The organism is Streptomyces sp. NPDC016459 (assembly GCF_040632845.1).
Lineage (GTDB): Bacteria > Actinomycetota > Actinomycetes > Streptomycetales > Streptomycetaceae > Streptomyces.
Window position 1 is genome coordinate 808,634 of the sequence record NZ_JBEYCR010000002.1, and the last position, 26,529, is coordinate 835,162.

25 protein-coding genes are annotated in these 26,529 nt (G+C 71.0%); 16 read left to right on the forward strand and 9 right to left on the reverse strand.

Annotated features, from left to right (window positions below; all coding sequences use genetic code 11):
• Positions 1-42: 42 nt before the first annotated feature.
• The 3 genes from ABZ567_RS09390 to ABZ567_RS09400 all read right to left on the reverse strand — a co-directional run bounded on the left by ABZ567_RS09390 (position 43) and on the right by ABZ567_RS09400 (position 2,232).
• Positions 43-828: an AIM24 family protein gene (locus ABZ567_RS09390; protein WP_360786245.1), complete on the reverse strand. Its 786-nt coding sequence runs from the start codon at positions 826-828 to the stop codon at positions 43-45.
• Positions 825-1,475 (reverse strand): AIM24 family protein, encoded by a 651-nt coding sequence (locus ABZ567_RS09395; RefSeq protein ID WP_360786247.1) that lies wholly within the window; start codon positions 1,473-1,475, stop codon positions 825-827. Before ABZ567_RS09395 ends, ABZ567_RS09390 begins: the two co-directional genes overlap by 4 nt.
• A gap of 118 nt (positions 1,476-1,593) precedes the next feature.
• Complete coding sequence (locus ABZ567_RS09400; RefSeq protein WP_360786249.1) at positions 1,594-2,232, reverse strand: AIM24 family protein; 639 nt, start codon at positions 2,230-2,232, stop codon at positions 1,594-1,596.
• Positions 2,233-2,339: 107 nt separating this feature from the next.
• Here ABZ567_RS09400 and ABZ567_RS09405 point away from each other — a divergent pair, with 107 nt between their 5' ends.
• From ABZ567_RS09405 to ABZ567_RS09435, 7 genes are all read left to right on the forward strand, one after another.
• Positions 2,340-2,693 (forward strand): DUF3817 domain-containing protein, encoded by a 354-nt coding sequence (locus ABZ567_RS09405; RefSeq protein ID WP_360786251.1) that lies wholly within the window; start codon positions 2,340-2,342, stop codon positions 2,691-2,693.
• Positions 2,690-2,983 (forward strand): MTH1187 family thiamine-binding protein, encoded by a 294-nt coding sequence (locus ABZ567_RS09410; protein ID WP_123455443.1) that lies wholly within the window; start codon positions 2,690-2,692, stop codon positions 2,981-2,983. Before ABZ567_RS09405 ends, ABZ567_RS09410 begins: the two co-directional genes overlap by 4 nt.
• Positions 2,984-3,139: 156 nt before the next feature.
• Complete coding sequence (locus ABZ567_RS09415) at positions 3,140-3,862, forward strand: hypothetical protein (protein WP_360786253.1); 723 nt, start codon at positions 3,140-3,142, stop codon at positions 3,860-3,862.
• Positions 3,859-4,542, forward strand: a complete 684-nt coding sequence (locus ABZ567_RS09420; RefSeq protein WP_360786255.1) for a DUF4166 domain-containing protein — start codon at positions 3,859-3,861, stop codon at positions 4,540-4,542. The genes ABZ567_RS09415 and ABZ567_RS09420 overlap by 4 nt, the downstream gene beginning before the upstream one ends.
• Before the next feature lie 122 nt (positions 4,543-4,664).
• Positions 4,665-5,279: a TetR/AcrR family transcriptional regulator gene (locus ABZ567_RS09425; RefSeq protein ID WP_360786527.1), complete on the forward strand. Its 615-nt coding sequence runs from the start codon at positions 4,665-4,667 to the stop codon at positions 5,277-5,279.
• Positions 5,280-5,366: 87 nt separating this feature from the next.
• Positions 5,367-7,187 (forward strand): cellulose synthase catalytic subunit, encoded by a 1,821-nt coding sequence (locus ABZ567_RS09430; protein ID WP_360786257.1) that lies wholly within the window; start codon positions 5,367-5,369, stop codon positions 7,185-7,187.
• A 3-nt stretch (positions 7,188-7,190) separates the two neighbouring features.
• On the forward strand, positions 7,191-9,152 hold the full coding sequence (locus tag ABZ567_RS09435) for a kelch motif-containing protein (RefSeq protein ID WP_360786259.1): 1,962 nt from the start codon (positions 7,191-7,193) through the stop codon (positions 9,150-9,152).
• 19 nt (positions 9,153-9,171) lie between these two features.
• On the opposite strand, the gene ABZ567_RS09440 is transcribed toward ABZ567_RS09435, so the two are convergent.
• The gene (locus ABZ567_RS09440; RefSeq protein ID WP_360786261.1) at positions 9,172-10,188 is read right to left on the reverse strand and encodes a glycoside hydrolase family 6 protein; all 1,017 of its coding nucleotides are present in this window, start codon (positions 10,186-10,188) and stop codon (positions 9,172-9,174) included.
• 165 nt (positions 10,189-10,353) lie between these two features.
• Here ABZ567_RS09440 and ABZ567_RS09445 point away from each other — a divergent pair, with 165 nt between their 5' ends.
• From ABZ567_RS09445 to ABZ567_RS09455, 3 genes are all read left to right on the forward strand, one after another.
• The gene (locus ABZ567_RS09445; protein ID WP_360786262.1) at positions 10,354-10,863 is read left to right on the forward strand and encodes a MarR family transcriptional regulator; all 510 of its coding nucleotides are present in this window, start codon (positions 10,354-10,356) and stop codon (positions 10,861-10,863) included.
• Between the two features lie 43 nt (positions 10,864-10,906).
• Positions 10,907-11,239 (forward strand): DUF3817 domain-containing protein, encoded by a 333-nt coding sequence (locus ABZ567_RS09450; RefSeq protein ID WP_360786264.1) that lies wholly within the window; start codon positions 10,907-10,909, stop codon positions 11,237-11,239.
• Between the two features lie 72 nt (positions 11,240-11,311).
• On the forward strand, positions 11,312-13,012 hold the full coding sequence (locus tag ABZ567_RS09455) for a methylmalonyl-CoA mutase family protein (RefSeq protein WP_360786266.1): 1,701 nt from the start codon (positions 11,312-11,314) through the stop codon (positions 13,010-13,012).
• 72 nt (positions 13,013-13,084) lie between these two features.
• Here ABZ567_RS09455 and ABZ567_RS09460 read toward each other — a convergent pair whose 3' ends face one another.
• Positions 13,085-13,711: a TetR/AcrR family transcriptional regulator gene (locus ABZ567_RS09460; RefSeq protein ID WP_360786268.1), complete on the reverse strand. Its 627-nt coding sequence runs from the start codon at positions 13,709-13,711 to the stop codon at positions 13,085-13,087.
• Between the two features lie 298 nt (positions 13,712-14,009).
• On the opposite strand from ABZ567_RS09460, the gene ABZ567_RS09465 reads away from it, so the two are divergent.
• The 4 genes from ABZ567_RS09465 to ABZ567_RS09480 all read left to right on the forward strand — a co-directional run bounded on the left by ABZ567_RS09465 (position 14,010) and on the right by ABZ567_RS09480 (position 18,195).
• The gene (locus ABZ567_RS09465; protein ID WP_360786270.1) at positions 14,010-14,978 is read left to right on the forward strand and encodes a tetratricopeptide repeat protein; all 969 of its coding nucleotides are present in this window, start codon (positions 14,010-14,012) and stop codon (positions 14,976-14,978) included.
• Between the two features lie 602 nt (positions 14,979-15,580).
• Positions 15,581-16,249, forward strand: a complete 669-nt coding sequence (locus ABZ567_RS09470; RefSeq protein ID WP_360786272.1) for a DUF6230 family protein — start codon at positions 15,581-15,583, stop codon at positions 16,247-16,249.
• Between the two features lie 106 nt (positions 16,250-16,355).
• Positions 16,356-16,904, forward strand: coding sequence for a DUF6114 domain-containing protein (locus ABZ567_RS09475; RefSeq protein WP_360786274.1), 549 nt, complete (start codon positions 16,356-16,358; stop codon positions 16,902-16,904).
• Entirely contained in the window at positions 16,894-18,195 is a 1,302-nt protein-coding gene (locus tag ABZ567_RS09480) for a hypothetical protein (protein ID WP_360786275.1), read from the forward strand. The genes ABZ567_RS09475 and ABZ567_RS09480 overlap by 11 nt, the downstream gene beginning before the upstream one ends.
• 102 nt (positions 18,196-18,297) lie before the next feature.
• Here the strand turns inward: ABZ567_RS09480 and pyk are convergent, their stop codons facing one another.
• The 3 genes from pyk to pta form a co-directional block, all read right to left on the reverse strand.
• Positions 18,298-19,728, reverse strand: a complete 1,431-nt coding sequence (gene pyk, locus ABZ567_RS09485; RefSeq protein WP_360786277.1) for a pyruvate kinase — start codon at positions 19,726-19,728, stop codon at positions 18,298-18,300.
• 82 nt (positions 19,729-19,810) lie between these two features.
• Complete coding sequence (locus tag ABZ567_RS09490) at positions 19,811-21,076, reverse strand: acetate kinase (RefSeq protein WP_360786279.1); 1,266 nt, start codon at positions 21,074-21,076, stop codon at positions 19,811-19,813.
• Complete coding sequence (gene pta / locus ABZ567_RS09495) at positions 21,073-23,166, reverse strand: phosphate acetyltransferase (protein ID WP_360786281.1); 2,094 nt, start codon at positions 23,164-23,166, stop codon at positions 21,073-21,075. Before pta ends, ABZ567_RS09490 begins: the two co-directional genes overlap by 4 nt.
• A 290-nt stretch (positions 23,167-23,456) precedes the next feature.
• On the opposite strand from pta, the gene ABZ567_RS09500 reads away from it, so the two are divergent.
• Both ABZ567_RS09500 and ABZ567_RS09505 read left to right on the forward strand, forming a co-directional pair.
• Positions 23,457-24,482, forward strand: a complete 1,026-nt coding sequence (locus tag ABZ567_RS09500; RefSeq protein ID WP_360786283.1) for an ATP-dependent 6-phosphofructokinase — start codon at positions 23,457-23,459, stop codon at positions 24,480-24,482.
• A 188-nt stretch (positions 24,483-24,670) separates the two neighbouring features.
• Positions 24,671-25,777 (forward strand): helix-turn-helix transcriptional regulator, encoded by a 1,107-nt coding sequence (locus ABZ567_RS09505; protein ID WP_360786285.1) that lies wholly within the window; start codon positions 24,671-24,673, stop codon positions 25,775-25,777.
• Here the strand turns inward: ABZ567_RS09505 and ABZ567_RS09510 are convergent.
• A complete protein-coding gene (locus ABZ567_RS09510; protein WP_360786287.1) occupies positions 25,774-26,514 on the reverse strand; it encodes a tyrosine-protein phosphatase in 741 nt (246 codons plus the stop codon). The genes ABZ567_RS09505 and ABZ567_RS09510 overlap by 4 nt on opposite strands.
• Positions 26,515-26,529 lie beyond the last annotated feature (15 nt).

A 26,529-nucleotide genomic window follows, 5' to 3' on the forward strand; every position in this document is an offset into this window, starting at 1 on the left:
GGGAGCGCGCGTTCGAGGACGTCACCCTCCGCAGACTACCGCTCACAGCCCGAAACGACGCTGGAGGTCCCCCAGCTGGCCGGGAAGGCGCGGTGCGGAACCCGGCGCAGCCTGGCCGGAACCGTGCCCCCCGTGTCCGCCCGGGACACCCGCCTGCGCCGGCGGCCCGCCGATCGCGCGGTCGGCCATCAGCATCTCCGTCGACTGGAGCAGCACCGTGCCCGCGCCCACGAACTCGAACTGGTGCTCCTCGCCCGAGGTGCCGCCGAGGCCCGTCAGGGCCCGTACGCCGCCCAGCACGCCCGTCATGTAGCCGTGGTCGTAGTGGTGGCACGGCGACGGGCAGTCCGCCCAGCCCACCAGGGCCTGCGGGTCCACCCGCATCGGCGGCTCCATGAAGACCACCGGACCGTTCGACGCGGCCACGAACTTGCCCGTGCCGATCAGCGTCACGAAGCCCGGCACGATCGACTGCTTCAGGGCCAGCGTCGGCTGGTAGGCGAGCAGGTTCCCCGAACGGATCGTCAGGTTGCCCTGGTCGAGGTCGAACGAGTTCACGTCGAACGCCCGGTCCGCGAGCAGCATCTTCCCGCTGCCCTCCGCGACCACCCAGTCGCTCGCGTGCAGCGGAGAGTGGAAGGACGTCCGGACCAGCCGGTCGAGCCGCCCGAGCCCGATGCCGTTGAACTCGATCCGCCCGTAGTAGGCGATCATCTTCCCCTTCTGCAGGAACCACTGGGAGCCCTTGAGCTCCACGCAGAAGGTGTACGGGTTCACGTTGTCGTCCGACGGCAGGGTCGCCGGGTCATGGATCACCGGGGTGCTCACAGCTTCTCCTCCGAGGCCTGGACGTACACCGCGCCGCTGCCGCTCAGCTCCAGCTGGAACGCCTCGCCCGAGCCGCGACCCATCATGTCCCGCCAGCCGAGCGCGGTGGAGAGCTTGTTCCGTACGTCGCCGTGGTGGGCCACGTACGCCTGCGGGTCCACGTGGACCGGGCGGCCCGGCGTGATCGGCAGCTGGATGACCCCGCCGTGCGCCATCACGGCCACCGCGCCGTGGCCCTTGAGCGTGGTGGTGAAGAGGCCCTGACCGGTGACCTGGCCGCGGACCATGCCCATGACCCCGCCCTGCGAGCCCATGAACATCGTGCCCTGCTCCAGGGTGCCGTCGAAGGCGAGCAGCCGGTCGGCCTCCACGTACAGGGTGTCGCCCGTGAGGCCGATCACCTGGATGTGATGGCCGCCGTGCCCGAACATCACCGTGCCGTTGCCCTCGACGGTCATGAGCGGGGTCGCCTCGCCGGCCACCCGGCGGCCGATCATCGACATCAGGCCGCCCTGACCGCCCGCCGTGTTCGGCGTGAAAGTGACGTCGCCGCGGTACGCGAGCATCGCGCCGCGTTGGCTGAACATCCGCTGCCCCGGGACGACGGTCGCCTCGACCATCTTGGAGTTGATCTCGCGGAACGGCATCAGTCCTCCTCGTTCTCCCCCGGAGCCTGCGGCCCGGGGGCGCCCCCTTCTCCGCCCGCGCGGCGCAGAGGTGCAGCCTTCATCGTCGTCTGCGGCCCGGTGGCCGCGCGTGCGACGCTCACACGTCCCCCCCGACCGTGTTCCGCTCGCTCGGCTGGACGTACACGAGGCCGTCCCCCTCGAAGCGGATCTGGAAGGCCTCGCCGCCGCCCTCGCCCATGAAGGTGCGGAAGGTGACACCCGACTGGAAGTGCTGCTGGAGGTTGCCCTGGTGCGCGATGTACGCCCCGGGGTCGACCTGGAGCGGGTACTGCGGGGTCACCCGCAGCACCACCGCCGGGCCGTCGGACATGATCGCCGCCTGGCCCGTGCCCTCGACCGTGGTGGTGAACAGGCCGTTGCCGGTGGCCCCGCCGCGCAGTCCGGTGAAGGTCGTGCCGGTGCGGAGCCCCGCGTCGGTGCAGAGCAGATTGCTCGCCTCGACCCAGAGCTTGTCGCCGTGCAGGCCGACGAGGTTGATCTCGGAGGCCCGGTCGGCGAACCAGCAGGTCCCCTGGCCGCGTACCTCCATCACCTCCATCTGCTCTCCCGTGAGCCGGCGGGTCACCATGCCGCGCAGGCCCTCACCGCCGCCACTCATCTTCTTGAACGCCATCTGGCCGTCGTAGGCGACCATCGAGCCGTTCTTCGCCTTCACGGCGTCGCCCGTCATGGAGACGGCGAGCACCTTGCTGCCCTGGAGTCGGAACGTTGCCACCCGACGACGGTACTGGGGACCCGGATAAAGAGACAGCAAAGTCGGCGTGCACAATGGACGGGCCCTTGTGCATCCGTTCACAAGATCTAACGAAGGTGACCCCCTCCGTGGACATCAAGACCGCTTCATCCCTCCACCGGCTCCGTCTCGTCTCCGCGCCGGAGGCCGTCTCGTTCCTGCTCCTGCTGGTCTGCTCGGTGCTCAAGCGGACGACGGACTTCAACGCGGTGCCGGTCATGGGCGCGGTCCACGGCGTGCTGTTCATCCTCTACGTCCTGTTCTGGCTGGACGCCTGGAACCGCACCAAGTGGAGCCTCGGCACGGCCGCCCTGTACTTCGTCCTCTCGGTGCTGCCCTTCGGCGGCTTCTACGCCGAGCGGAAGCTGAAGCGCGAGGCCGAGGCCGCGGTCCTCGCCTCCCGCGCCCGCGCGCACAGCGCCGAGGGTGCGGTGAAGGCGTGATCGTCGCGTTCTCGGTCACCCCGCTGGGCGTGGGGGAGGAGGTCGGCGAGTACGTCGCCGACGCCGTCCGGGTCGTCCGCGAGTCCGGCCTGCCGAACCGTACCGACGCGATGTTCACCTCCGTCGAGGGCGAGTGGGACGAGGTCATGGACGTGGTGAAGCGGGCCGTCGCCGCCGTCGAGGCGCGGGCGCCCCGGGTTTCCGTGGTCCTCAAGGCCGACATCCGTCCCGGCGTGACGGACGGTCTTACCTCCAAGGTGGAGACGGTGGAGCGTCACCTCGGCGCCTGACGCCGTCCTCTCCGTCACGAGAAGCCCCCGGTCCTGGTCAAGGGCCGGGGGTTTCTTGCCGCCCGACAGTTGAGCGAGTGCTCAAAGTCGGCTACCTTCAGCCGCGGGGCAGTTTTGAGCAGTCGCTCAAGATGTCGGATGAGCGGGAGAGAACCCATGGGTCTCTACATCGAGACACGGGTCCACGCGGACCTGGAGACGCTCTGGGAACGCACGCAGGAGCCCGACCGCCACCAGCGGTGGGACCTGCGCTTCACGGAGATCGCCTACCTGCCGCGCGCCGAGGGCGAGCCGCAGCACTTCCGGTACGCGACCCGCGTCCTGCCCTTCCTGGTCGTCGCCGGGACCGGTGTCTCCGCGGGGGAGCGCCACCGGACCGGCGGCGACCGGGTCTCCGCCCTCCGCTTCTCCTCGGGGCATCCGCTCTCGCTCCTCGCCGAGGGCAGCGGCTACTGGCGGTACGTGCCCACCGCCGACGGCGTCCGCTTCCTCACCGGCTACGACTACCGCCCCCGCTGGGGCCGCCTCGGCCGCGTCGCCGACCGGATGCTCTTCCGGCCTCTCATGGGATGGGCCACCGCCTGGTCCTTCGACCGGCTGCGGCTCTGGTGCGAGCGGGGCGTCACCCCGGAGCGATCCCGGGACCGCTGGCTCCTCGAAGCCGCCGCCCGGCTGCTGCTGGTGGCCGTGCCGTCCGCCCTGGCCCTCCTGCCGCTCGGCGCGCTGTCGCTCGCCGCCGTGCCGCTCACCGTCCTCGGGCTGGCCGCCGCCGTCCTCGTACCGCCCTCGGCGCGCACCCCCGCGGCCCGGCGCTGTCTGCGCACCCCGCCCGCCCGCACCCGGGAGCCACGGCTCCTCGCCACCCTGGAGCAGCCGTGACCTCGATCTTCCGCACCGCCATGGGTGACGCCGCCTTCGAACGGCTGCACCCGGAGCTCCAGCGGCGCTTCTCGGTGGGGCTCACGAGCGGGGAGCTGTGCGTCGGGCGGGGTGTCATGGACCGTGTCTGGCACGGCCGGGCGTTCGTGAAGCCGTTCCTCGCGGTGGGCGGGCTGCGGAACATCCTGCTGCCCCGCGCCGGCCGGGGCGTCCCCTTCGTCATCGAGAACGTGCCGTACGCCGACTCGTACGGCCGGGAGACCGTCACCTTCGTCCGGACCTTCGCGCTCCCCGGCGGGCCCCGGCGCTTCGACGCCACCATGGTCCACAGTCCGGAGCGTGGCTGCGTCCTCGACTACCTCGGGACCCACCAGCACCTCGCCAGCGATCTGCACCTCTCCGCGGAGCCCGACGGCTCGCTCCTCCTCGTCTCCGGCGAACACCGCTTCCGGGAGGGCCCGTTGGACGTGCGCGTCCCGGAACTGCTGGGGGGCCGGGCCGAGGTGCGCGAGTCCTTCGACGAGCGGACCGGCCGCTTCCGCATCAACGTGCGGGTGGTCAACCGCTACTTCGGGCCGCTGTTCGGGTACGAGGGGTCCTTCACCGCCGCATACGCGGACGTACGATCCCACGGGGTGCGCGCGGGGTTGCGCCCGGTGCGCGAGGAGGTACGGGCGTGAGCGGGACGACCGCGGAGGGCGCGAACGAGCGGGACGCGCGGGGCCGGGACGCCCGGAGTCAGGACGGCCGGGGCCGGGAGGCCCGAGGTCAGGACGTCCGGAGTCAGGAGACCCGGGAGAAGCTGCTCGAAGGCGCCCTGCGCACGCTCGTCGAGCAGGGCATCGCCAAGGCCTCCGCCCGCACCATCGCGGCCACGGGCGGCGTCAACCAGGCACTCGTCTTCTACCACTTCGGATCCGTGGACGAGCTGCTCGCCGCCGCCTGCCGGCACGGCGCCGAGCTGCGGGTCGCCCGCCACCGCGAGCGGCTCCGCGCCGTCGGCAGTCTGGGGGAGCTGCTCGCCTTCGGGCGCGAGCTGCACGTGGAGGAGCGGGAGGCCGGACACGTCGACTTCCTCGGGCAGCTCCTCGCCGGCGCGCGGGCGCACCCCCGCCTCGGGCCGGCCACCGCCGCCGGGCTCGACCTGTGGATCGCCGAGATCGAGCAGGTGCTCGCCCGGGTCCTCGTGGGGAGCCCGCTCGCCGGCGTCGCGGACCCCGCCGGGCTCGCCCGCGCGGTCGCCGCCTCGTTCGTCGGGCTCGAACTGTACGAGGGTGTCGACCCGGCCGGTGCGGAGGCGGCCTTCGCCGCCCTCGAACAGCTCGGGGCGCTGATGGCGGCCGTCGAGGAGCTGAACCCGGTCGCCCGGAAGGCCGTCACGTACGCGCTTCGGCGGCAGGGCGTTCGTACCCGGTAGAAACCCTCACTCGGACTACTCCAGTCGACACGCCGATCGATGTCCCCTTTTGTTGGGGTATCGACCCGTTCGACAGCTGGAGGCACCGTGCGGCCGGGAGGCTACGACTACGACACCTACAGCCGACTCGCCGGTCCGCTCACCGAGCCTGATCCGGCGGCGTACACGGTGCAGTACCGCAGTCTGCTCGCGAACGAGCCGCACCGCATACGGGCCGTCCTCCTCATGAGCCTCGCGCCGCTCCTCTCGGCGCTGCTCCTCGCCTACCTCGTCTGGCCCAGCCACTGGACCGTCCGCGAGGGCGGCGCCCGCTGGCTCGTCCACCTCGACACCGTGATGCTCGTGTCGATCGGCCTCATCTGCTTCTTCATGCTGGTGAACGTCACGTCGATCGCCCACGCCACCATGGTCGCCCGTGACCCGATACCCGTGTACGCCGAGCCGGGCACCCGCGTCGCGTTCCTCACCACGTACGTCCCGGGCAAGGAACCGCTCTCCATGGTCCGCGGCACCCTCGAAGGCGCCATGCGGCTGCGGCACGTGGGAAAGCTCGACGTCTGGCTCCTCGACGAGGGCGACGCCGACGAGGCCAAGGCGCTCTGCGCCGAACTGGGCGTACGTCACTTCACCCGCGCCGGCATCCCCGAGTGGAACCGCAGGAAGGGCGTGCACAAGGCGAAGACCAAGCACGGCAACTACAACGCCTGGCTCGCCATGCACGGCGACGACTACGACTACTTCGCCTCCGTCGACACCGACCACGTCCCGCTTCCCAACTTCCTGGAGCGGATGCTCGGCTACTTCCGCGACCCCGACATCGCCTTCGTCGTCGGACCGCAGGTCTACGGCAACTACACCGACCTCGTCACCAAGGCCGCCGAGTCGCAGCAGTTCCTCTTCCACGCCCTCATCCAGCGCGCCGGCAACCGCTACCGCGCGCCCATGTTCGTCGGCACGAACAACGTCGTCCGGATCTCCGCCCTCAAGCAGATAGGCGGCCTGTACGACTCGATCACCGAGGACATGGCGACCGGCTTCGAGCTGCACCGCAGGAAGAACCCGCACACCGGCCACTACTGGCGCTCCGTCTACACCCCCGACGTCCTCGCGGTCGGTGAGGGCCCCGCCTCCTGGACCGACTTCTTCACCCAGCAGCTGCGCTGGTCCCGCGGCACGTACGAGACGATCGTCAAGCAGTACTGGAAGGCGCCCTTCCGCACCCCTCCGGGCCGCTTCCTCAACTACACCCTGATGCTCGTCTACTACCCGATGACGGCCTTCAACTGGCTCCTGGGCATCCTCAGCTGCGCCCTCTACCTCTGGTTCGGCGCCTCCGGCACCCAGGTCTCCACCTCGGTGTGGCTGATGATCTACAGCGACGCCGTCGCCCTCCAGATCGGCCTCTACCTCTGGAACCGGCGGCACAACGTCTCCCCGCACGAACCCGAGGGCTCCGGCGGCCTCGCGGGCATGGCGATGTCCGCGCTCTCCGCCCCCGTCTACCTCGTGTCGCTCGGATCGGCGGTCCTGCGCACCCGCGGCCGCTTCGTCGTCACCCCCAAGGGCGGCGCGGCCAGCCCCGACCGCCTCGTCACCTTCCGCATCCACCTCTTCTGGGCGGTGGTCCTCGCCACCTCGCTCGCCGCGTCCGTGCACTTCGGCCACACCCACGCCGCCATGCGCACCTGGGCCGCACTGGCCCTCGTCATCGCCCTGGCCCCGGTGTCCGTCTGGGCCTTCACGACCGTCAGGGAGCGGCGCGTCCTGCGCGTCCGTGAGCGCGCCCGGGCCCGCGCCCGTGCCCGCGGTCTCGCCGACGCCCGCGAAGGGGTCGAGGTCCGCGCCGCCGCCGCCATCCCGACCACCACCCCCGCCGCCCCGGCCCCCACGACGACCGGAGGGAACTGAGCCATGGCCTACCGGCCGTCCCAGAAGTTCAAGAAGACCCTGCTCGGCAGCGGCGCGGTCGTCGTCCTCGCGGCGCTCAACGCCCCCGCCGCCGTCTCCTTCGCCGAGGAGAAGTACCACGCGTACAAGATCGCCCAGCCCGGGTACAAGCGGGTCTTCGGCTCCTGGTCGCCGGTGGACGTCCCCGCCCCGTACAGCGTCAACGCCATCCACGCGGCGCTGCTGCACACCGGCAAGGTGCTGCTCATCGCCGGTTCGGGAAACAGCCAGAAGAACTTCGACGCGGGCACGTTCCAGACCGTCCTGTGGGACCCGGTGAAGAACACCTTCAAGAAGATCCCCACCCCCGAGGACTTCTTCTGCGCCGGTCACACCCAGCTCCCCGACGGGCGGCTGCTCGTCGCCGGCGGCACCGCCCGTTACGAGATCCTCAACGGCGAGGTCAAGAAGGCCGGCGGCGGCATGCGGGTCAAGAACGAGAGCCCCGACAAGGCGGTGACCCTGAAGAAGGGCACCGTCTTCCGCTCCCCGTCCGGGGTCGAGTACGTGTCCAAGTTCGACGTCACCGTCCCCAAGGCGAAGCGCGAGTTCGAGATCTCGTACTTCAAGAGCGGCCAGATGAAGCCGTGGCAGACGAAGGTCACCGCCGCGGAGGCCCGGGTCTTCGTCGAGGCGCGGAAGGAGGGCCCGCAGGCCCTCACCACCGAGGCCGCGCAGTACGAGATCGTCGGCCTCAAGGGCGAGGCCGCCGACGACGTCTACGGCCTCGCGCAGAAGCTCACGACCGAGAAGCAGGACTTCCAGGGCATCAAGAGTGCCTACGAGTTCGACCCGAAGGCCGAGAAGTACATCCCGGTCGCCCCCATGAAGGACGCCCGCTGGTATCCCACCCTGGTCACCCTCCAGGACGGCAAGGTCCTCGCCGTCTCCGGCCTCAACGACGTCGGCGACGTCGTCCCCGGCGACAACGAGATCTACGACCCCACCACCAAGAAGTGGTCCCAGGGGCCCTTCCGCTACTTCCCCACCTACCCGTCCCTCTTCCTCACCAAGGGCGGCAAGCTGCTCTACAGCGGCTCCAACGCCGGTTACGGCCCGGCGGAGAAGGGCCGCGAACCCGGCCTGTGGGACCTGAAGAAGAACTCCTTCACCAAGCTCGGCGGGCTCACCGACCCCGACCAGCTGGAGACCTCCGCCTCCCTGATGCTGCCCCCCGTCCAGAACCAGAAGGTCATGGTCCTCGGCGGCGGCGGGGTCGGCGAGTCGTCCAAGTCCACCGCCCGCACCTCCATCATCGACCTCTCCAAGGACAGTCCCGTCTTCACCGACGGGCCGGCGCTCCCGCAGGGCACCCGCTACCTCAGCAGCGTCCTGCTGCCCGACGACACGGTCTTCACCACCGGCGGCTCCGAGGACTACCGCGGCCGCAGCGGCAGCGACATCCTCAAGGCGCAGTTCTACGACCCGAGGTCCAACGCCTTCGCCGAGGCCGCCGAACCCACCGTCGGCCGCAACTACCACTCCGAGGCGCTGCTGCTGCCCGACGGCCGGGTCGCGACCTTCGGCTCCGACCCGCTCTTCGACGACAAGGACAACACCAAGCTCGGCACCTTCGAACAGCGCATCGAGGTCTTCACCCCGCCCTACCTCCACAAGGCGGGCGACGACCGGCCCGTCCTCGGCGAGGGCTCGCGGGAACTCGACCAGAACGGCCGCGCCACCTTCAGGACCAAGGACGCGGGCCGGATCGCCGAGGCCCGGCTGATGCGGCCCAGCGCCGTCACCCACACCACGGACGTCGAACAGCGCTCCGTCGAACTGGGCCTGACGAAGGGCAGGGACGGGATGACCGTGACGGTCGACGTACCGCGGGACCGGACCCTCGTCCCGCCCGGCTGGTACATGCTGTTCGTCACCGACGCGAACGGCATCCCGTCGGAGGCCAAGTGGATCCAGGTGGACTGAGGGCCGAGCGCGGTGGAATCTAGGCCTTCGCCCTGCGTGCCAGACCGAGGGCGTAGTCCGGCCACCAGGTCCCGGCCGCCGGGCCGCCCCGGCACTGGCCGTCCGAGTCACCGGGACGCTTGATCCACAGGTACGCGTCGACCAGCGCGTCCCCGGTCCTGTCCGTCGGCGGCACTCCGAGGGACCGCCCCGGCGGATTGCACCAGGCCTCCGCCCGGTCGCCCGGGAGGGGGCCCGCGCCGTTGCGGCTGGTGTCGACCGTGAAGTGGGTGCCGCCGAGCAGCCCCGAGAGCGAGGCGCCGAAGTCCCGTACCGTCTCGTTCCGCTGGAAGTTCGAGACGTTGAGCGCGAAGCCGTCCGCCCGGGTGACACCCGCCCGGCGCAGCGGCTCCACCAGTTTGCCCGGGTCGTCGATCCAGGCCGGATTGCCCGCGTCCAGGTAGACCCGGGTGCGTGGCTGCCGCTTGAGCCGCTCGATCGCGCCGGCGAGCAGCTCGTACCGCTCGTCGTGGTACTGGGACGGAGTGCAGCCGTCCACGATGTGCGGCACCGCGTCCGGCTCCAGGACGACGATCGCGGAGGCCTCGCCGATCGCGTCGGCGAAGGAGTCGATCCAGGTCCGGTAGGCCCGCGCGTCGCGCGCGCCGCCCGCCGAGTACATCCCGCAGTCGCGGTGCGGGATGTTGTACGCGACGAAGACGGCGGTACGGTCCTCCGCCGCCGCGCCCCGGACCGCCCGGGTGATCTCCGGTACGGGATCGTCGCCGGCCGGCCAGTCAGCGACCGGCCGGTCCGCGATCCGCCTCAGGATGCGGGCGTCCTCGGTCCTGCCCTGCGCCTCGTACCGGCGGACCTGCTTGGCCGCGTCGCTCTCCGGGTCGACCCAGAACGGGGAGCCGCTCGCGGGGGTCGCCGACTCACCGCGCGGGGACGGCGGGCCGACGGGCCCCTTCCGGGGCTCGTCCTGACCGCACCCGGCCAGGAGCAGCGCGGAGACGAGGGCCAGGGCGACGGCGGTGACGGTGCGGCGGGACATCCGGCCCCCAGGGTCGGGTACGGAAACGGAAGAGAACAGCACTTTCTGCAATATTCCAGGTCATCGTGACACGGTGGTCAGCCGCTTCCGGACTGCGACACCGCGAGCCCGACCGAAAGGCGAGACGGGGCTGACCGCCATGTGACCAGTCGGTAAGGTCGACGCGTGCCGAAGCCGCTCAGTCTCCCCTTCGACCCCATCGCCCGAGCCGACGAGCTCTGGCAGAAGCGCTGGGGCCCGGTCCCCTCCATGGCCGCGATCACCTCGATCATGCGCGCCCACCAGATCCTCCTCGCGGAGGTCGACGCCGTCGTCAAGCCGTACGGGCTGACCTTCGCGCGGTACGAGGCCCTGGTGCTGCTCACCTTCTCGAAGGCGGGCGAGCTGCCGATGTCGAAGATCGGCGAGCGGCTGATGGTCCACCCCACCTCGGTGACGAACACGGTGGACCGCCTCGTGAAGTCCGGCCTGGTCGCCAGGCGCCCCAACCCGAACGACGGCCGGGGCACCCTCGCGACCATCACGGAGAAGGGCCGCGAGGTCGTCGAGGCGGCGACCCGGGACCTGATGGGGATGGACTTCGGGCTCGGGGCGTACGACGCGGAGGAGTGCGGCGAGATCTTCGCGATGCTGCGCCCGCTCCGGGTGAGCGCGCGGGATTTCGACGAGAGCTGACCCGCGCGAAGATCGCCCGGAACGTGCCGTTACGCTCGACGGCATGAAATCCAGTGTGCTGACCCGTTACCGCGTCATGGCGTACGTGACCGCCGTCATGCTGCTCGTGCTGTGCGCCTGCATGGTCTTCAAGTACGGGTTCGACATGGGCGAGGACGTGACCTTCGCGGTCTCCCAGGCCCACGGTGTCCTCTACATCATCTATCTGGTCTTCGCCTTCGACCTGGGCTCCAAGGCCAAGTGGCCGTTCGGCAAACTCCTGTGGGTGCTGGTGAGCGGCACGATCCCGTTCGCCGCGTTCTTCGTCGAGCGCAGGATCGCCGCGGAGACGCTTCCGCTGGTCAGCGACCCGCGACCGGCTCCGGTCAAGGCCTGAACCCCTACCTCCGCACACATGTGCGGAGGTTTGGCATCGACATTTACTAGGACGTCCTAGTAAATTCGAAGCATGGACGCTGACGCCATCGAGGAAGGCCGCCGTCGCTGGCAGGCCCGTTACGACAAGGCCCGCAAGCGGGACGCCGACTTCACCACGCTCTCCGGCGACGCCGTCGAGCCCGTCTACGGGCCCCGCCCCGGCGACACCTACGAGGGGTTCGAGCGCATCGGCTGGCCCGGCGAGTACCCCTTCACCCGAGGACTCCACCCCACCGGCTATCGGGGCCGGACCTGGACCATCCGCCAGTTCGCCGGCTTCGGCAACGCCGAGCAGACCAACGAGCGGTACAAGATGATCCTGGCCGCCGGCGGCGGCGGCCTCTCCGTCGCCTTCGACATGCCCACCCTCATGGGCCGCGACTCCGACGACCCCCGCTCCCTCGGCGAGGTCGGCCACTGCGGGGTCGCCATCGACTCCGCCGCCGACATGGAGGTCCTCTTCCAGGACATCCCGCTCGGCGACGTCACCACCTCGATGACGATCTCCGGCCCCGCCGTGCCCGTCTTCTGCATGTACCTGGTCGCCGCCGAGCGCCAGGGCGTCGACCCGGCCGTGCTCAACGGCACGCTCCAGACCGACATCTTCAAGGAGTACATCGCGCAGAAGGAGTGGCTCTTCGAGCCCGAGCCCCACCTGCGCCTCATCGGCGACCTCATGGAGCACTGCGCGCAGGGCATCCCCGCGTACAAGCCGCTCTCCGTCTCCGGCTACCACATCCGCGAGGCCGGAGCGACGGCCGCGCAGGAGCTCGCGTACACCCTCGCGGACGGCTTCGGCTACGTCGAGCTGGGCCTCAGCCGAGGCCTCGACGTCGACGTCTTCGCCCCCGGCCTCTCCTTCTTCTTCGACGCCCACCTCGACTTCTTCGAGGAGATCGCCAAGTTCCGCGCCGCCCGCCGCATCTGGGCCCGCTGGATGAAGGAGGTCTACGGCGCCAGGACCGACAAGGCGCAGTGGCTCCGCTTCCACACCCAGACCGCCGGCGTCTCCCTCACCGCCCAGCAGCCCTACAACAACGTCGTACGCACCGCCGTCGAGGCCCTCTCCGCCGTCCTCGGCGGCACCAACTCCCTCCACACCAACGCCCTCGACGAGACCCTCGCCCTCCCCAGCGAGCAGGCCGCCGAGATCGCCCTGCGCACCCAGCAGGTACTCATGGAGGAGACCGGAGTCGCCAACGTCGCCGACCCGCTGGGCGGCTCCTGGTACGTCGAGCAGCTCACCGACCGCATCGAGGCCGACGCCGAGAAGATCTTCGACCAGATCAAGGAACGCGGTCGCCGCGCCCACCCGGACGGGCAGCACCCGATCGGCCCGATGACCTCCGGCATCCTGCGCGGCATCGAGGACGGCTGGTTCACCGGCGAGATCGCCGAGTCCGCCTTCCAGTACCAGCGGTCCCTGGAGAAGGGCGACAAGCGGGTCGTCGGCGTCAACGTCCACCACGGCTCCGTCACCGGCGACCTGGAGATCCTGCGGGTCAGCCACGAGGTCGAGCGGGACCAGGTCCGCGCCCTCGGCGAGCGCAGGGCCCGCCGCGACGACGCCGAGGTCCGTGCCGCGCTCGACGCGATGCTCGCCGCCGCCAAGGACGGCTCGAACATGATCGCCCCCATGCTGGACGCCGTACGCGCCGAGGCCACCCTCGGCGAGATCTGCGACGCCCTCCGCGACGAGTGGGGCGTCTACACGGAACCGCCGGGCTTCTGACGGTCACACCTGACGGATTCAGGGGCGGTACGGGAACTCCCGTACCGCCCCTGACACGTACTCCGGCCGCCTTCAGTCCGCCACCGCGCCGAGACCGCCCACGAGGAGCGCGGAGAGGCGCACCACCCACTCCTCGTCCACCGGCTCCGCGCTCACCAGCGCACGGTGCACCACCGCCCCCGCGATCACGTCGAAGATCAGGTCGTCGAGGGCGTCCACCACGGCGGGATCGCGGTCCGCCGGAAGCTCACCGCGCCGCTGCGCCCGCATCCGGCCCTCCAGGACCAGCCGTTTCTGCCGGTCGACGATCGAGGCGCGTATCCGCTCCCGCAGCGGTTCGTCGCGGGTCGACTCGGCCACCACCGCCATCAGGGCCGTCTTGGTCTCGGGGCGTTCGAGGAGGGCGGCGAACTGCAGGACCACATGCCCGATGTCGGCCCGGAGGGAACCAAGGTCGGGCAGTTCGAGCTCGTCGAAGAGGACGGCGACGGCGTCCACCACCAGCTCGTTCTTGTTGGCCCAGCGGCGGTAGAGGGTCGTCTTCGCGACCTTGGCGCGGCCGGCGACGTCCCCCATCGTGAGCTTGGCCCAGCCCAGCTCCACCAGGGCCGCGCGGGTCGCCTCCAGAATGGCCGTGTCGGCCTCGGGGGAGCGGGGACGCCCCGTACGGCTGCTGCGGGGGCTGGTGCGGCTACACATGGCAGTCGACCATACCCGCCGGTAGGTACGGCGCCAGAGGCCCCGCGTGTGAGGCAGTTCACCGCACGGATCCGGTCCGCGCCCTCCCCGTCGTACAGCCAGGACAGTTACGCTACGACCTGTAGCGAAAGGCATTGAGCGGCCTGAGCGACAACCACGGCACCGGGTGGGGACCCGGTGCGAACCGAAGACGAAGGACCGTGCCGCCCCACGTCTCGCACACCGGCGGGAGACGTGCGGACGGCACGGTTCAGCCATGGCTTAACGGTTACGCGCGCGGAAGGGGGAGGATGTACGCATGCAGCCCCGAAACATGTCCATGAGCGGCGTCGTCGATCTCGCCGCGGTGAAGGCGGCCGGAGAGGCCAAGGCGAAGGCGGAGCAGGCGCGCGCCGAAGCCGCCCGTCAGGGCGGATCCGCGGCGGTGTCGCCGTCCGCCCTGGTGATCGACGTCGACGAGGCGGGCTTCGAGCGCGATGTGCTCCAGCGCTCCGCCGAGGTCCCGGTCGTCCTCGACTTCTGGGCCGAGTGGTGCGAGCCGTGCAAGCAGCTCGGCCCCCTCCTGGAGCGGCTCGCCGCCGAGTACAACGGCCGCTTCCTGCTCGCCAAGATCGATGTCGACGCCAACCAGATGCTGATGCAGCAGTTCGGCATCCAGGGAATTCCGGCCGTTTTCGCGGTGGTCGCCGGCCAGGCGCTGCCGCTCTTCCAGGGTGCGGTGCCCGAGGCCCAGATCCGCGAGACCCTCGACCAGCTGATCCAGATCGGTGAGGAGCGCTTCGGCCTCACCGGGATCGCCGTCGACGCGGGCGCCCCCGAGGGCGGTGCGGAGGCCGTGCTTCCCGTCGGCCCGTACGACGCGCTCCTCGAAGCGGCCCTGTCCGCGCTCGACGCGGGTGACCTGCCCGGCGCGATCCAGGCGTACAAGAACGTGCTGGCCGACGACCCGGCCCACCCGGAGGCCCAGCTCGGCCTGGCCCAGGCCGAGCTGCTCGCCCGGGTGCAGGACCTGGACCCGACCGCCGTCCGGAGGAACGCCGCGGAGAACCCGGCGGACGTCACCGCGCAGATCGCCGCCGCCGACCTCGATCTGGTGGGCGGTCACGTGCAGGACGCCTTCGGGCGCCTCGTGGAGACCGTGCGCCGCACGGCGGGCGAGGACCGGGACGCGGCGCGGCTGCGGCTCCTGGAACTGTTCGAGGTGATCGGTGCCGACGACCCGCGGGTCACGGCCGCACGTCAGGCCCTCGCGCGCGTCCTGTTCTGAGGTCTTTTCGGCCCTCCCCGGAGCGCCGGATCGCCTGACGATTTGGCAACACAGTGACAAAAGGCGGCCGCGCTTTACCAAATCTTGGTAATCGCGGCCGCTGTTACTTGCAGTAAATCGAACCTGGTCTTCTGTCCGCATTGATGCGGCGATCTCCGGATATTCCGGCCCATTCGAACGTACCCTCCGTGCCCGTTCGACCCTGTCCCGACACGGCCCGGTTATCCACCCGTTACTAGCCAGTAATGAACCCCCTTGTGCCACGGCGCGGAATGGACCACGATCGGCGACGCTCGGTCCGAACCGCACCGCCCGGCAACCACCCGGGGTCGCGGCGAGGGTCCCCACCGGGTGGACCGGCGCTCCGGCACCGGTCCTGGACAGGGGGGTTCCCGCTCTCACCGAACGGGGCCTGTCCAATCAGGCCGCGTTCGACAACGCGGCCCATGGTTGTCGCTCGGGGGTGATCGCCGGTGATTCGGACGCGCATCGCGCCGCCGTATGCCTCGGCGCTCTCCTTCCCGAGGACGTAGCTCTTCTCCCATCCCAGGACGGGCCCCGGGCCCTTCCGGAGATGTACGTCCGAGAAGGAGGAAATTCTCATGAAGTCCCAGGTACGTGGCGGAACCAGATGGAAGCGGTTCGCCGTCGTCATGGTCCCGAGCGTGGCCGCGACGGCCGCGATCGGTGTGGGTCTGGCCCAGGGGGCGCTCGCCGCGTCCTTCAGCATTTCCGGCCAGGAGTTCAAGGTCAAGGCGAAGAGCCTCGTCGGCCAGGACTTCGTCCAGTACGGCAGCGTCAACGGCGGCAAGGACCTCGAGGGCAAGGACTTCGCGGCTCCGGTCGCCGTTTCGGGCTTCTCGAAGGCCTGGATCACCGACATGTGCCAGTCGGTCGTGACGCCGAAGGTGCCGTTCGTCGGTGACGTCACGCTCCGGCTCACCGCCGGTACCGGCAAGGACAAGGTCTACGCGGAGGACATCTACCTCGATGTCTCCCAGCTCAAGACCAACGCCGAGTTCAGGAACATCGACATCGGCGTCGCGGCCGGTGCGCTCAACGCGGGGCCTGACGGCAAGCCCGTCAAGGGCAAGCCGGGCATCCAGCCCAACACCAAGGCGAACCCGTACGGCTTCGGTCAGCGCGCCGAGGAGGCGGTGCTGAACGACGTCGAGCAGAAGGCGTGGGCGACCACCGCCGCCACCTTCAAGCTCCCGAACCTCAACCTGTCCCTTCACAGGGGCACGTCCGAGGAGTGCTTCAAGGACTGACCGGGTCCGGAGGGCGCGGGCCGTCCCGAACGGCCCCGCCCGTCCCGGCCGCCAGCATCATCTTCTTCACCTTTTTCAGCAACACCGCTTCCAGGGAGCTGTTTCCATGAGCGCCGAGATCCCCGCCTCCCGCGAAGTCCCCAAGGAGAACCGGTTCAAGGCCTGGCGGCAGACCAGGCCCTTCTGGGCGGGGCTGTTCACCGTCATCGGCGGCGTACCGATCGCCTATCTCCCGTACGGGGACTTTCGGCTCGGCAACGCCACGCTCGCCATGCAGACGACGGCTGGAGCCGGCGCGCTGATCATCGGCGTACTGCTCATCACCCTCGGACTGACGATGTGGTTCCAGCCCATCGTCCGCGTCTTCGCGGGAGTCGCATCGATCATCCTCGCGCTCGTCTCCATCCCGGTGTCGAACTTCGGCGGTCTGGTCATCGGGTTCCTCTTCTCCCTCATCGGCGGCGCCATGTCCGTCGCCTGGGCGCCCGCGCCCCCGGTCGAGGAGACCGCCGACGCACAGCACGACGGTGACCCGGAGGCGTCCGACCAGACCGAGGCCCCGTGGGCCGCCGGCGTGCCGGAGCAGCGCGAGGCGGAGCACCACGCGACCGAAACGACGATCGACGCCAACGGCGGGAGGAACAGTGCGGGGTGACGAGACTCAGTCGGCGCTCGCGAAGGGTGGCCCGCGGCACGCGGCCCCGCGCAAGTCGCTGCTGAACAGGATCCAGGGCCCCGCGGGCAAGGCGATGGCGCTGGCCGCCATGCCGACCGCGGTGTTCGTGGGCATGGGCCTCACGCCCAAGATCGCCCTCGCCGACGACAAGGACCTCCCCTTCGCGCCCGGCCCCTGCGTGACCCGCTCGGACGAGCCGACGCCGGAGGCCACGGAGACGGCGAAACCGACGGAGAGCGCGAAGCCCACCCCCTCGGCGACCGCGACGGCCACCGCCACCCCGAGCGGCATCGCCGGTGCCACCGCCACGCCGACGCCGACCGCGACGGAGACCGGGCAGGCGACGACCCGGCAGACGCAGGAACGGGCGAAGGCCACCGCCGCGCCGACACCGACCGCGACGCCGACGGCCACGCCCACGCCGACGAAATCGGTGAACCCGCTGGACCCGCTGGGTGTCGGTGACGCGCTCAAGGACCTGTTCGACGGCCCGGACCCGAAGCCGACGGTCACGCCCACGACGGCGGCCCCGACGACCCAGGCCCCGGCCAAGCCGGCGACGGACCCCGACGTGCCGGTCGCGACGACCGCGCCGAAGCCGACGGCCACCGCCCCGACGGCCACCGCCCCGAAGGCGACCGCCGACCCGGCCGCCGAGGCGACGAAGGCCGCGATCGAGAAGGCCGCCGAGAAGGCCGGCGTGAAGGTCGAGGAGCTGCCGGAGAGCGCCAAGGGCCTCGACGCCAAGAAGGACGAGGACATACCCGACGGCGCGAAGCCCCGCTTCCCGTGCCCGGAGCGCGACGACGCGGCACTCGCGGCGGCCGACCTGGAGCCGGGGATCCCGCTGCTCCCGGACGAGCCGTGGCGCCTGGAGAGCACGAAGCTCACGCTGAGCGGTCTGAAGTACCACGGCATCGTCGAGGTGAAGACCTACAGCGGCACGATCAAGAAGGTCCTGAAGTTCACCGCCGCCTCGATCGGCATCAGGGACCTGCACCAGCTGACGGTCCACTCCGAGGGCCGCACGGCCCACGTCCGCTCCGAGAAGGGCAGGACGTCCACGATCACCGAGGGCACGGTGACCATGTACACGGAGGAGCTGAAGGGCAACCTCATCGGGATCATCCCGATCACCTTCAGCCCGGAGTCCCCGCCCCCGCTGGACCTCCCGGAGGTCTTCTTCACCCACGTGAAGCTCAAGCAGGCGGGCCAGTTCGGCGGCACCCTCAGGGTCCCGGGCCTCCGCAACACGATCGAGCCCAACTGACCCCGTACCCCTTCCCGTATCCCCGAGGGAGCCGTACGCGACGAAGCCCCCGTCCGCACCGGACGGGGGCTTCGTCATGCGTCGGCAGGCGCGTCAGGCGCGTCAGGCGCGCTCGCCGCCGCCCAGGTGGTGGACGCGGACCATGTTCGTCGTGCCCGGGACGCCGGGGGGCGAGCCGGCGGTGATGACCATGGTGTCGCCCTCGTTGTAGCGCTGGAGCTTCAGGAGTTCGGCGTCCACGATGTCGACCATCGCGTCCGTGGTCTCCACGAACGGGACGAGGTAGGACTCGACGCCCCAGCTCAGGGTGAGCTGGTTGCGGGTGTTCTCGTCCGTCGTGAAGGCGAGGATCTGCTGCTGCGTCCGGTAGCGGGAGAGGCGGCGGGCCGTGTCGCCGGACTGGGTGAAGGCGACCAGCGCCTTGCCGCCGAGGAAGTCGGCGATCTCGCAGGCCGCGCGGGCGACGGAGCCGCCCTGGGTGCGCGGCTTCTTGCCCGGGACCAGGGGCTGGAGGCCCTTGGAGAGCAGCTCCTCCTCGGCCGCGGTGACGATCTTCGACATCGTCTTCACGGTCTCGATCGGGTACGCGCCGACCGAGGACTCGGCCGACAGCATGACCGCGTCCGCACCGTCGAGGATGGCGTTGGCGACGTCGCTCGCCTCGGCGCGCGTCGGACGCGAGTTGGTGATCATCGACTCCATCATCTGGGTCGCGACGATGACCGGCTTGGCGTTGCGGCGGCAGAGCTCCACGAGGCGCTTCTGCACCATCGGGACCTTCTCCAGCGGGTACTCGACGGCGAGGTCGCCACGGGCCACCATGACCGCGTCGAAGGCGGCGACGACGGCCTCCATGTTCTCGACGGCCTGCGGCTTCTCGACCTTCGCGATGACGGGGACCCGGCGGCCCTCCTCGTCCATCACCTTGTGGACGTCCTTGACGTCGTCGGCGTCGCGGACGAAGGAGAGGGCGACCATGTCGCAGCCCATCCGCAGGGCGAAGCGGAGGTCGTCCACGTCCTTCTCCGACAGGGCGGGGACGTTCACCGCCGCGCCGGGCAGGTTGATGCCCTTGTGGTCGGAGATGACACCGCCCTCGACGACGATGGTCTTGACCCGGGGGCCCTCGACCTCGACGACCCGCAGCTCGACGTTGCCGTCGTTGATGAGGACCTGGTCGCCCTTGGAGACGTCGCCGGGCAGACCCTTGTAGGTGGTGCCGCAGATCGACTTGTCGCCGGGGACGTCCTCGGTGGTGATGGTGAACTCGTCACCGCGCACCAGCTCGACGGGGCCCTCGGCGAAGGTCTCGAGGCGGATCTTGGGGCCCTGGAGGTCGGCGAGGACGCCGACGGCGCGTCCGGTGTCGGCGGAGACCTGCCGGACGCGGTCGTACCGCTCCTGGTGCTCGGCCTGGGATCCGTGGCTGAAGTTGAATCGGGCCACGTTCATGCCGGCCTCGATGAGAGCCTTCAGCTGCTCATACGAGTCGACGGCGGGGCCCAGCGTGCAGACGATTTTGGAACGGCGCATGAGGCGGATCCTATCGGTTTGTTTCACTGCGGAATATTCCGTCTGGCGGAAAGTACAAATGGGCGCGGGGCCGCTCAGGCGTTCACTCGTTCGAGCCCGCGGTGCTCTGAACGAGCGCGTAACTCTGGCGCGCGATCTCCAGCTCCTCGTCCGTCGGTACCACGGCCACCGCCACCCGCGCGTACTCCGGCGAGATCAGCCGTGCCTCGTCGGACCGTACGGAGTTGAGGCCCGTGTCCACCGCGAGCCCCAGCTCCTCCAGGCCCGCGATCGCAGCCTCCCGCACCGGGGCCGCGTTCTCGCCGACCCCCGCCGTGAACGCCACCGCGTCCACCCGGCCGAGCACCGCGTAGTACGCGCCGATGTACTTCTTCAGCCGGTGCACGTAGACGTCGAAGGCGAGCGCCGCCCGCTCGTCGGCCTCGTCGATCCGGCGCCGGATCTCCCGCATGTCGTTGTCGCCGCAGAGCCCCACCAGACCGGACCTCTTGTTGAGGAGTACGTCGATCTCGTCCGTCGACATGCCCGCCACCCGCTGCAGGTGGAAGGTGACCGCCGGGTCGATGTCGCCCGAGCGGGTGCCCATGACCAGGCCCTCCAGCGGGGTCAGGCCCATGGAGGTGTCCACGCAGCGGCCGCCCCGCACCGCCGACGCCGAGGCGCCGTTGCCCAGGTGCAGCACGATCACGTTCACCTCCTCCGGCTCCCTGCCGAGCAGTCTCGCCGTCTCCCGCGAGACGTAAGCGTGCGAGGTGCCGTGGAAGCCGTACCGCCGGATCCGGTACGCGTCGGCGGTCTCCACGTCGATCGCGTACCGCGCGGCCGACTCCGGCATCGTGGTGTGGAAGGCCGTGTCGAAGACCGCGACCTGCGGCAGGTCGGGGCGGAGCGCCGTGGCCGTCCTGATGCCCGTGAGGTTCGCCGGGTTGTGCAGCGGCGCCACCGGCACGAGCCGCTCGATCTCCGCCAGCACCTCGTCGTCGATCACCGTCGGCTCGGTGAACCGCAGCCCGCCGTGCACCACCCGGTGGCCGATCGCCGCGAGCTCGGGGGAGTCCAGGCCGAGACCGTCCGCCGCCAGCTCCGCCGCGACCGCCTCCAGCGCGGCCGCGTGGTCGGGGATCGGGCCGCTCCTCTCGCGCTTGACGCCCCCGCCGTCCTGGAGCGGGGTGTGCACGAGCCGCGACGTCTCCTCGCCGATGCGCTCCACCAGCCCCTGGGCGAGCCGGCTGTCGTCGCGCATGTCGAGCAGCTGGTACTTCACCGACGAGGAGCCCGAGTTCAGGACCAGGACACGGGTCGGAGCGGACGCCGACGAGCCCGCGGGGACGGGGGTGGGGGCGGTCATGCGGGGAGCTCCTGACCCTGGGCGGGGACCTGGGACTGGATCGCCGTGATGGCGACCGTGTTGACGATGTCGCTGACGAGCGCGCCGCGCGAGAGGTCGTTCACGGGCTTGCGCAGACCCTGGAGCACCGGACCGACGGCCACGGCACCGGCCGAACGCTGCACGGCCTTGTAGGTGTTGTTGCCGGTGTTCAGGTCCGGGAAGATCAGGACCGTCGCCTGCCCCGCCACCTCCGAGTCCGGCAGCTTTGTCGCCGCCACGGATGGCTCCACGGCCGCGTCGTACTGGATCGGGCCCTCGATCCGCAGCTCCGGGTGCGCCTCGCGGACCAGCTTCGTCGCCTCCCGCACCTTGTCGACGTCCGCGCCGGAGCCCGACGTGCCGGTCGAGTACGACAGCATCGCGATCCGCGGATCGACGCCGAAGCGGGCCGCCGTGGCCGCCGACTGGACGGCGATGTCCGCGAGCTGCGCCGCGTCCGGGTCCGGGTTCACCGCGCAGTCGCCGTACACCAGGACCTTGTCGGCGAGGCACATGAAGAAGACCGAGGAGACGATCGAGGCTCCCGGCTTCGTCTTGATGATCTCGAAGGCGGGGCGGATCGTCGCGGCCGTCGAGTGCACGGAACCCGAGACCATGCCGTCGGCCAGGCCCTCCTGCACCATCAGGGTGCCGAAGTAGTTGACGTCCGAGACGACGTCGTACGCCAGCTCGACGGTGACGCCCTTGTGGGCGCGCAGCGCCGCGTACTTCTCCGCGAAGGAGTCCCGCAGCTCCGAGGTCTGCGGGTCGATCAGCTGGGTGCCGGCCAGGTCCACGCTCAGGTCGGCGGCCTTCTTGCGGATGGTCTCGACGTCGCCGAGCAGCGTCAGATCGCAGACGTCACGGCGCAGCAACACGTCGGCGGCGCGCAGCACCCGCTCCTCGGTGCCCTCCGGGAGCACCACCCGGCGCCGGTCGGCGCGGGCCTGCTCGATCAGCTCGTGCTCGAACATCATCGGGGTGACCCGGCCGCTGCGGGCGACCGAGATCCGCTTGAGCAGGTCGGCCGTGTCCACGTGCCGCTCGAACAGGCCGATCGCCGTCTCCGCCTTGCGGGGGGTGGCGGCGTTCAGCTTGCCTTCGAGGGCGAAGAGTTCGGCGGCGGTCGGGAAGCTGTTGCCGGGTACGGAGATGACCGGGGTGCCCGGCGCGAGACGGGCCGCCAGGGTGAGGACCTCCTCGCCCGGCCGCTCGTCGAGGGTGAGGAGCACACCGGCGATCGGCGGGGTACCGGCCGAGTGCGCGGCGAGCGCCCCGACGACCAGGTCGGCCCGGTCCCCGGGGGTGACGACCAGACAGCCGGGCGTCAGCGCGTGGAGGAAGTTCGGCAGCATCGCGCCGCCGAAGACGAAGTCGAGGGCGTCCCGGGCGAGGCCGGCGTCGTCACCGAGGACGACGGAGGCACCGAGCGCGTGGGTGATCTGGGCGACGGTGGGCGCGGCGAGCGCCGGCTCGTCCGGCAGCACGTAACAGGGCACGGGCAGCCGGGCGGTGAGCCGCTCCGCGATGCCCTCGCGGTCCTCGCCCGCGACCCGGTTGACGATCATGGCGAGGACGTCGCAGCCGAGTCCGTCGTACGCCCGGAAGGCGTTGCGGGCCTCGGCCCGTACGGACTCCGCCGGCTGGCCCTTGCCGCCGACGACCGGGATGACGGAGGCGCCGAACTCGTTGGCGAGCCGGGCGTTGAGCGCGAGCTCGTCGGGGAGCTGGGTGGCGGCGAAGTCGGTGCCGAGGACGAGGACGACCTCGTAGGCGCGGGCGACGGCGTGGAAGCGGTCGACGAGCCGCGAGACCAGCTCGTCGGCGCCCCGCTCGGCCTGGAGCGCGGCGGCCTCGTGGTAGTCCATGCCGTAGACCGTCGAGGCGTCCTGCGAGAGCCGGTACCGGGCGCGCAGCAGGTCGAAGAGCCGGTCGGGGCCGTCGTGCACCAGCGGCCGGAACACCCCCACCCGGTCCACCTGGCGGGTGAGGAGCTCCATGACTCCCAGCTCGACGACCTGGCGGCCGTCTCCGCGGTCGATCCCGGTCACGTACACGCTGCGCGTCACGCCGTGGTCTCCTGTCCAGTCCTGCGGAACCCGGGGTGCAACCGCCGGTCCCCTGCCTGTCAATCCACTGCCCTCAGAAAGCCCCGATAGGGCCGCATCACCCCCTTGACAATACCCCCGCCAATGGTTACGTCGCCCGCCGGACGAAGGGCTCGGAAGCCCGGGACGAAAGGCCTCCACGGGGCCCGCCGAAGGGACGCGCGGAAGGGCGGCGAGCACGCCCGTCAGGTCCGGCGTGTGAGAATTGCGGTGGCTCACACGGACCGCGACCGAGCAGGAGACACAGCACGATGCGCATCGGAGTCCTCACCGCAGGCGGAGACTGCCCCGGCCTGAACGCAGTGATCCGGTCGGTCGTGCACCGGGCGCTCACCGGCCACGGCGACGAAGTCATCGGCTTCGAGGACGGGTTCAAGGGCCTCCTCGACGGCCACTACCGCCCCCTCGACCTGAACGCCGTCAGCGGCATCCTGGCCCGCGGCGGCACCATCCTCGGCTCGGCCCGCCTGGAGCGGAACCGGCTGGCCGAGGCCGCCGAGTCCGCCCCCGACCTGGCCCGCGAGTACGGCATCGACGTCCTCATCCCGATCGGCGGCGAGGGCACCCTGACCGCCGCCCGGATGCTGTCCGACGCCGGCATGCCCGTCGTCGGCGTCCCGAAGACGATCGACAACGACATCTCCTCCACGGACCGCACCTTCGGCTTCGACACCGCCGTCGGCGTCGCCACCGAGGCCATGGACCGCCTCAAGACCACCGCCGAGTCCCACCAGCGGGTGATGGTCGTCGAGGTGATGGGCCGCCACGCCGGCTGGATCGCACTGGAGTCCGGCATGGCCGGCGGCGCGCACGGCATCTGCCTCCCCGAGCGCCCCTTCCACATCGACGACCTCGTCAAGATGGTCGAGGAGCGCTTCGCCCGCGGCAAGAAGTTCGCCGTCATCTGCGTCGCCGAGGGCGCCCATCCGGCCGAGGGCTCGATGGAGTACCAGAAGGGCGAGATCGACCAGTTCGGTCACGAGCGCTTCCAGGGCATCGGCAACCAGCTCGCCGTCGAGCTGGAGCGGCGCCTCGGCAAGGAGGCCCGCCCGGTCATCCTCGGCCACGTCCAGCGCGGCGGTACGCCGACGCCGTACGACCGGGTGCTCGCCACCCGCTTCGGCTGGCACGCGGTGGAGGCCGCGCACCGCGGCGAGTTCGGCCGGATGACGGCCCTGCGGGGCACGGGCATCGAGATGGTGCCGCTGGCCGAGGCCGTGACCCGTCTGAAGACGGTCCCGGCGGACCGCATCCGCGAGGCGGAATCGGTCTTCTAGGGCCTGCCCCTCCGGACCCGCCCGAGTGGCCCCGACCGTCCCCCGTGGACGGTCGGGGCCACTGCGCTGCGCCCGGCATCACCCCCGCGAATGCCGGGTCTCCACTCTTGAGCCGGAGCGCGAGATCAACAAGGCTGGGGCCCGTCCCGGACATGTCCCAACCCTGTCCGGCGGAAGGGAAGGCGCGCATGGCACCGGGGGAGCACATCCCTGACGCGCGGGGGGCGAGGACCCCCGCCGAGTTCCTCGCGCGCCTCCAGGCACTCAAGGACTGGTCCGGTCTGACCTACCGCGAGCTCACGGCGCGGGCGGAGGCACACGGGGACGTCCTGCCCCGGTCCACCGTGGCGAACATGCTGTCCCGCCCCACCCTGCCCCGCGAGGAGCTGCTGCTCTCCTTCGTCCGCGCCTGCGGGGTCGATCCGGCCGCGACGGAGGCCTGGCGGACGGTACGGGGGGAGCTCGCGCGCCGGGGGACGTACGCGCCGGCGGAGGAGGACCCGGCGGCCGACCCACCGGACCCGCCCGCGGGCCCCTCGGACGACTCCGCTCCTCCGGACCCGCCCGCGAGCCCCTCGGAGGACGCCACCTCGCCCCGCCCACCGGACCCGCTCGCGGGTCTTTCGGGCGGCTCCGCCCCACCGCCCTCCTGGCCCAGCGCCGCCGCGCCGCCCGCCGCGCGGCCCGGGGTCTCGTCCCGGATACGGCGGGCCCTCGTCGCGACCGTCGCGGTGGCCGGGCTCGTGCTCGCCGGGGTCAGCGTCGTCGCCGTCCTCCGGGACGGCGCCACCGGTCCCGCTGGGCAGCCGCCCCGTACGGCGTCCACGACTCCCGCCGCCCCGGTCGCCGGGGACGTACGGATACGGGTGGTCGGCTCCGACTTCTGTCTCGGGGAGCGGCGGGGCATCCGTACCGGCCAGGTCCACCAGGTGCCGTGCGCCGAGGCGGGCTTCCCGCTGTACTCGCTCGCGGCGGTGGCCGCCGGCCGGTGGAGGATCGTCTCGCACCACCCCGACTTCGGCCCCGGCTGTTCCGGCATACCCTCCGGCGGCCGGATACCCGACGCCGCGTACGAGGACTCCGAGTGCGGGGACCCGAGCCGGGTCGAGGCCTTCGCCCTGGAGCCGTACGGCACTCCCGTACGGGGCCACCGGATCGTCCCGGTCGGCTCGGCGACGCCCGGAAGCTGCGTCACCGTCGTCGGTGACCGCACGGCCGCCTGGGCACGGCTCGCCCAGGCGCCCTGCGCGCCGGACGCCACGGGCCAGCTCTTCGCTTTCGAACGCCGTCCCTAAGGGGCTTCCACGAGCCGGGCCCTGAGCGTCGTCACCACCGTCGGGTCGAGGCCGACGTGGCCGGTGACGTACGCGTCCACCGAGCCGTACCGCGCGCGCAGGTCCGCGAGGAACAGCCGGATGACGTCGGCGGGTGCCCGGCCGTAGCCGGGCCAGCGCAGTTCGCGGCCCGGGTGCGTCGCCCGCCAGTCGGCGACCAGCCGTTCGGTGGCCAGTTCGGTGAGCGCGAAGTCCGCGTGGATCTCCTCGTCGGGGACCCTGACGAGCGCCAGGACGAGGGCCGCGAGCAGTCCCGTACGGTCCTTCCCCGAGGCGCAGTGGAAGACGAGCGGTCCGTCGGCCGCGGCGATGAGTTCCAGGGCCGTACGCAGTTCCGCCGCGCCGTCCTCGGCGACCTCGGCGAACCGGTCGGCGAGGTAGCGCCACGGGTCGAGGGCCGGGTCGATCTCCGCCTGCTCGTAGGGGCGGTGTTCGATGGAGAGGTTGTGCCAGGAGACGTCCTCGGTCTCCGGCAGGCGGCCCTTCGCGACGATCTCCCACGGGTAGCGCAGGTCGATCACCGTCCGCACGCGCAGTGCGCGGAACCGGGCGAGGTCGGCGGGGTCGGCGTCCGCCAGCTTGGCGAGGGAGTCGGAGCGGTAGAGGGTCCCCCACCGCACTGTCCCGCCGTCGGCGGTCCGATAGCCGCCCAGATCACGGAAGTTGTGGAGTCGTTCGAAGGGTACGTGTCGTCTCACGGGCGCCAATCTACG

Excerpts from the sequence above, each read along its gene's own strand:
- ABZ567_RS09395 (WP_360786247.1), bottom strand. The coding sequence starts at position 1,475 with ATGCCGTTCCGCGAGATCAACTCCAAGATGGTCGAGGCGACCGTCGTC.
- ABZ567_RS09415 (WP_360786253.1), top strand. The coding sequence starts at position 3,140 with ATGGGTCTCTACATCGAGACACGGGTCCACGCGGACCTGGAGACGCTC.
- ABZ567_RS09435 (WP_360786259.1), top strand. The coding sequence starts at position 7,191 with ATGGCCTACCGGCCGTCCCAGAAGTTCAAGAAGACCCTGCTCGGCAGC.
- ABZ567_RS09440 (WP_360786261.1), bottom strand. The coding sequence starts at position 10,188 with ATGTCCCGCCGCACCGTCACCGCCGTCGCCCTGGCCCTCGTCTCCGCG.
- ABZ567_RS09450 (WP_360786264.1), top strand. The coding sequence starts at position 10,907 with ATGAAATCCAGTGTGCTGACCCGTTACCGCGTCATGGCGTACGTGACC.
- ABZ567_RS09455 (WP_360786266.1), top strand. The coding sequence starts at position 11,312 with ATGGACGCTGACGCCATCGAGGAAGGCCGCCGTCGCTGGCAGGCCCGT.
- ABZ567_RS09460 (WP_360786268.1), bottom strand. The coding sequence starts at position 13,711 with ATGTGTAGCCGCACCAGCCCCCGCAGCAGCCGTACGGGGCGTCCCCGC.
- ABZ567_RS09465 (WP_360786270.1), top strand. The coding sequence starts at position 14,010 with ATGCAGCCCCGAAACATGTCCATGAGCGGCGTCGTCGATCTCGCCGCG.
- ABZ567_RS09470 (WP_360786272.1), top strand. The coding sequence starts at position 15,581 with ATGAAGTCCCAGGTACGTGGCGGAACCAGATGGAAGCGGTTCGCCGTC.
- ABZ567_RS09475 (WP_360786274.1), top strand. The coding sequence starts at position 16,356 with ATGAGCGCCGAGATCCCCGCCTCCCGCGAAGTCCCCAAGGAGAACCGG.
- pyk (WP_360786277.1), bottom strand. The coding sequence starts at position 19,728 with ATGCGCCGTTCCAAAATCGTCTGCACGCTGGGCCCCGCCGTCGACTCG.
- ABZ567_RS09490 (WP_360786279.1), bottom strand. The coding sequence starts at position 21,076 with ATGACCGCCCCCACCCCCGTCCCCGCGGGCTCGTCGGCGTCCGCTCCG.
- ABZ567_RS09500 (WP_360786283.1), top strand. The coding sequence starts at position 23,457 with ATGCGCATCGGAGTCCTCACCGCAGGCGGAGACTGCCCCGGCCTGAAC.
- ABZ567_RS09505 (WP_360786285.1), top strand. The coding sequence starts at position 24,671 with ATGGCACCGGGGGAGCACATCCCTGACGCGCGGGGGGCGAGGACCCCC.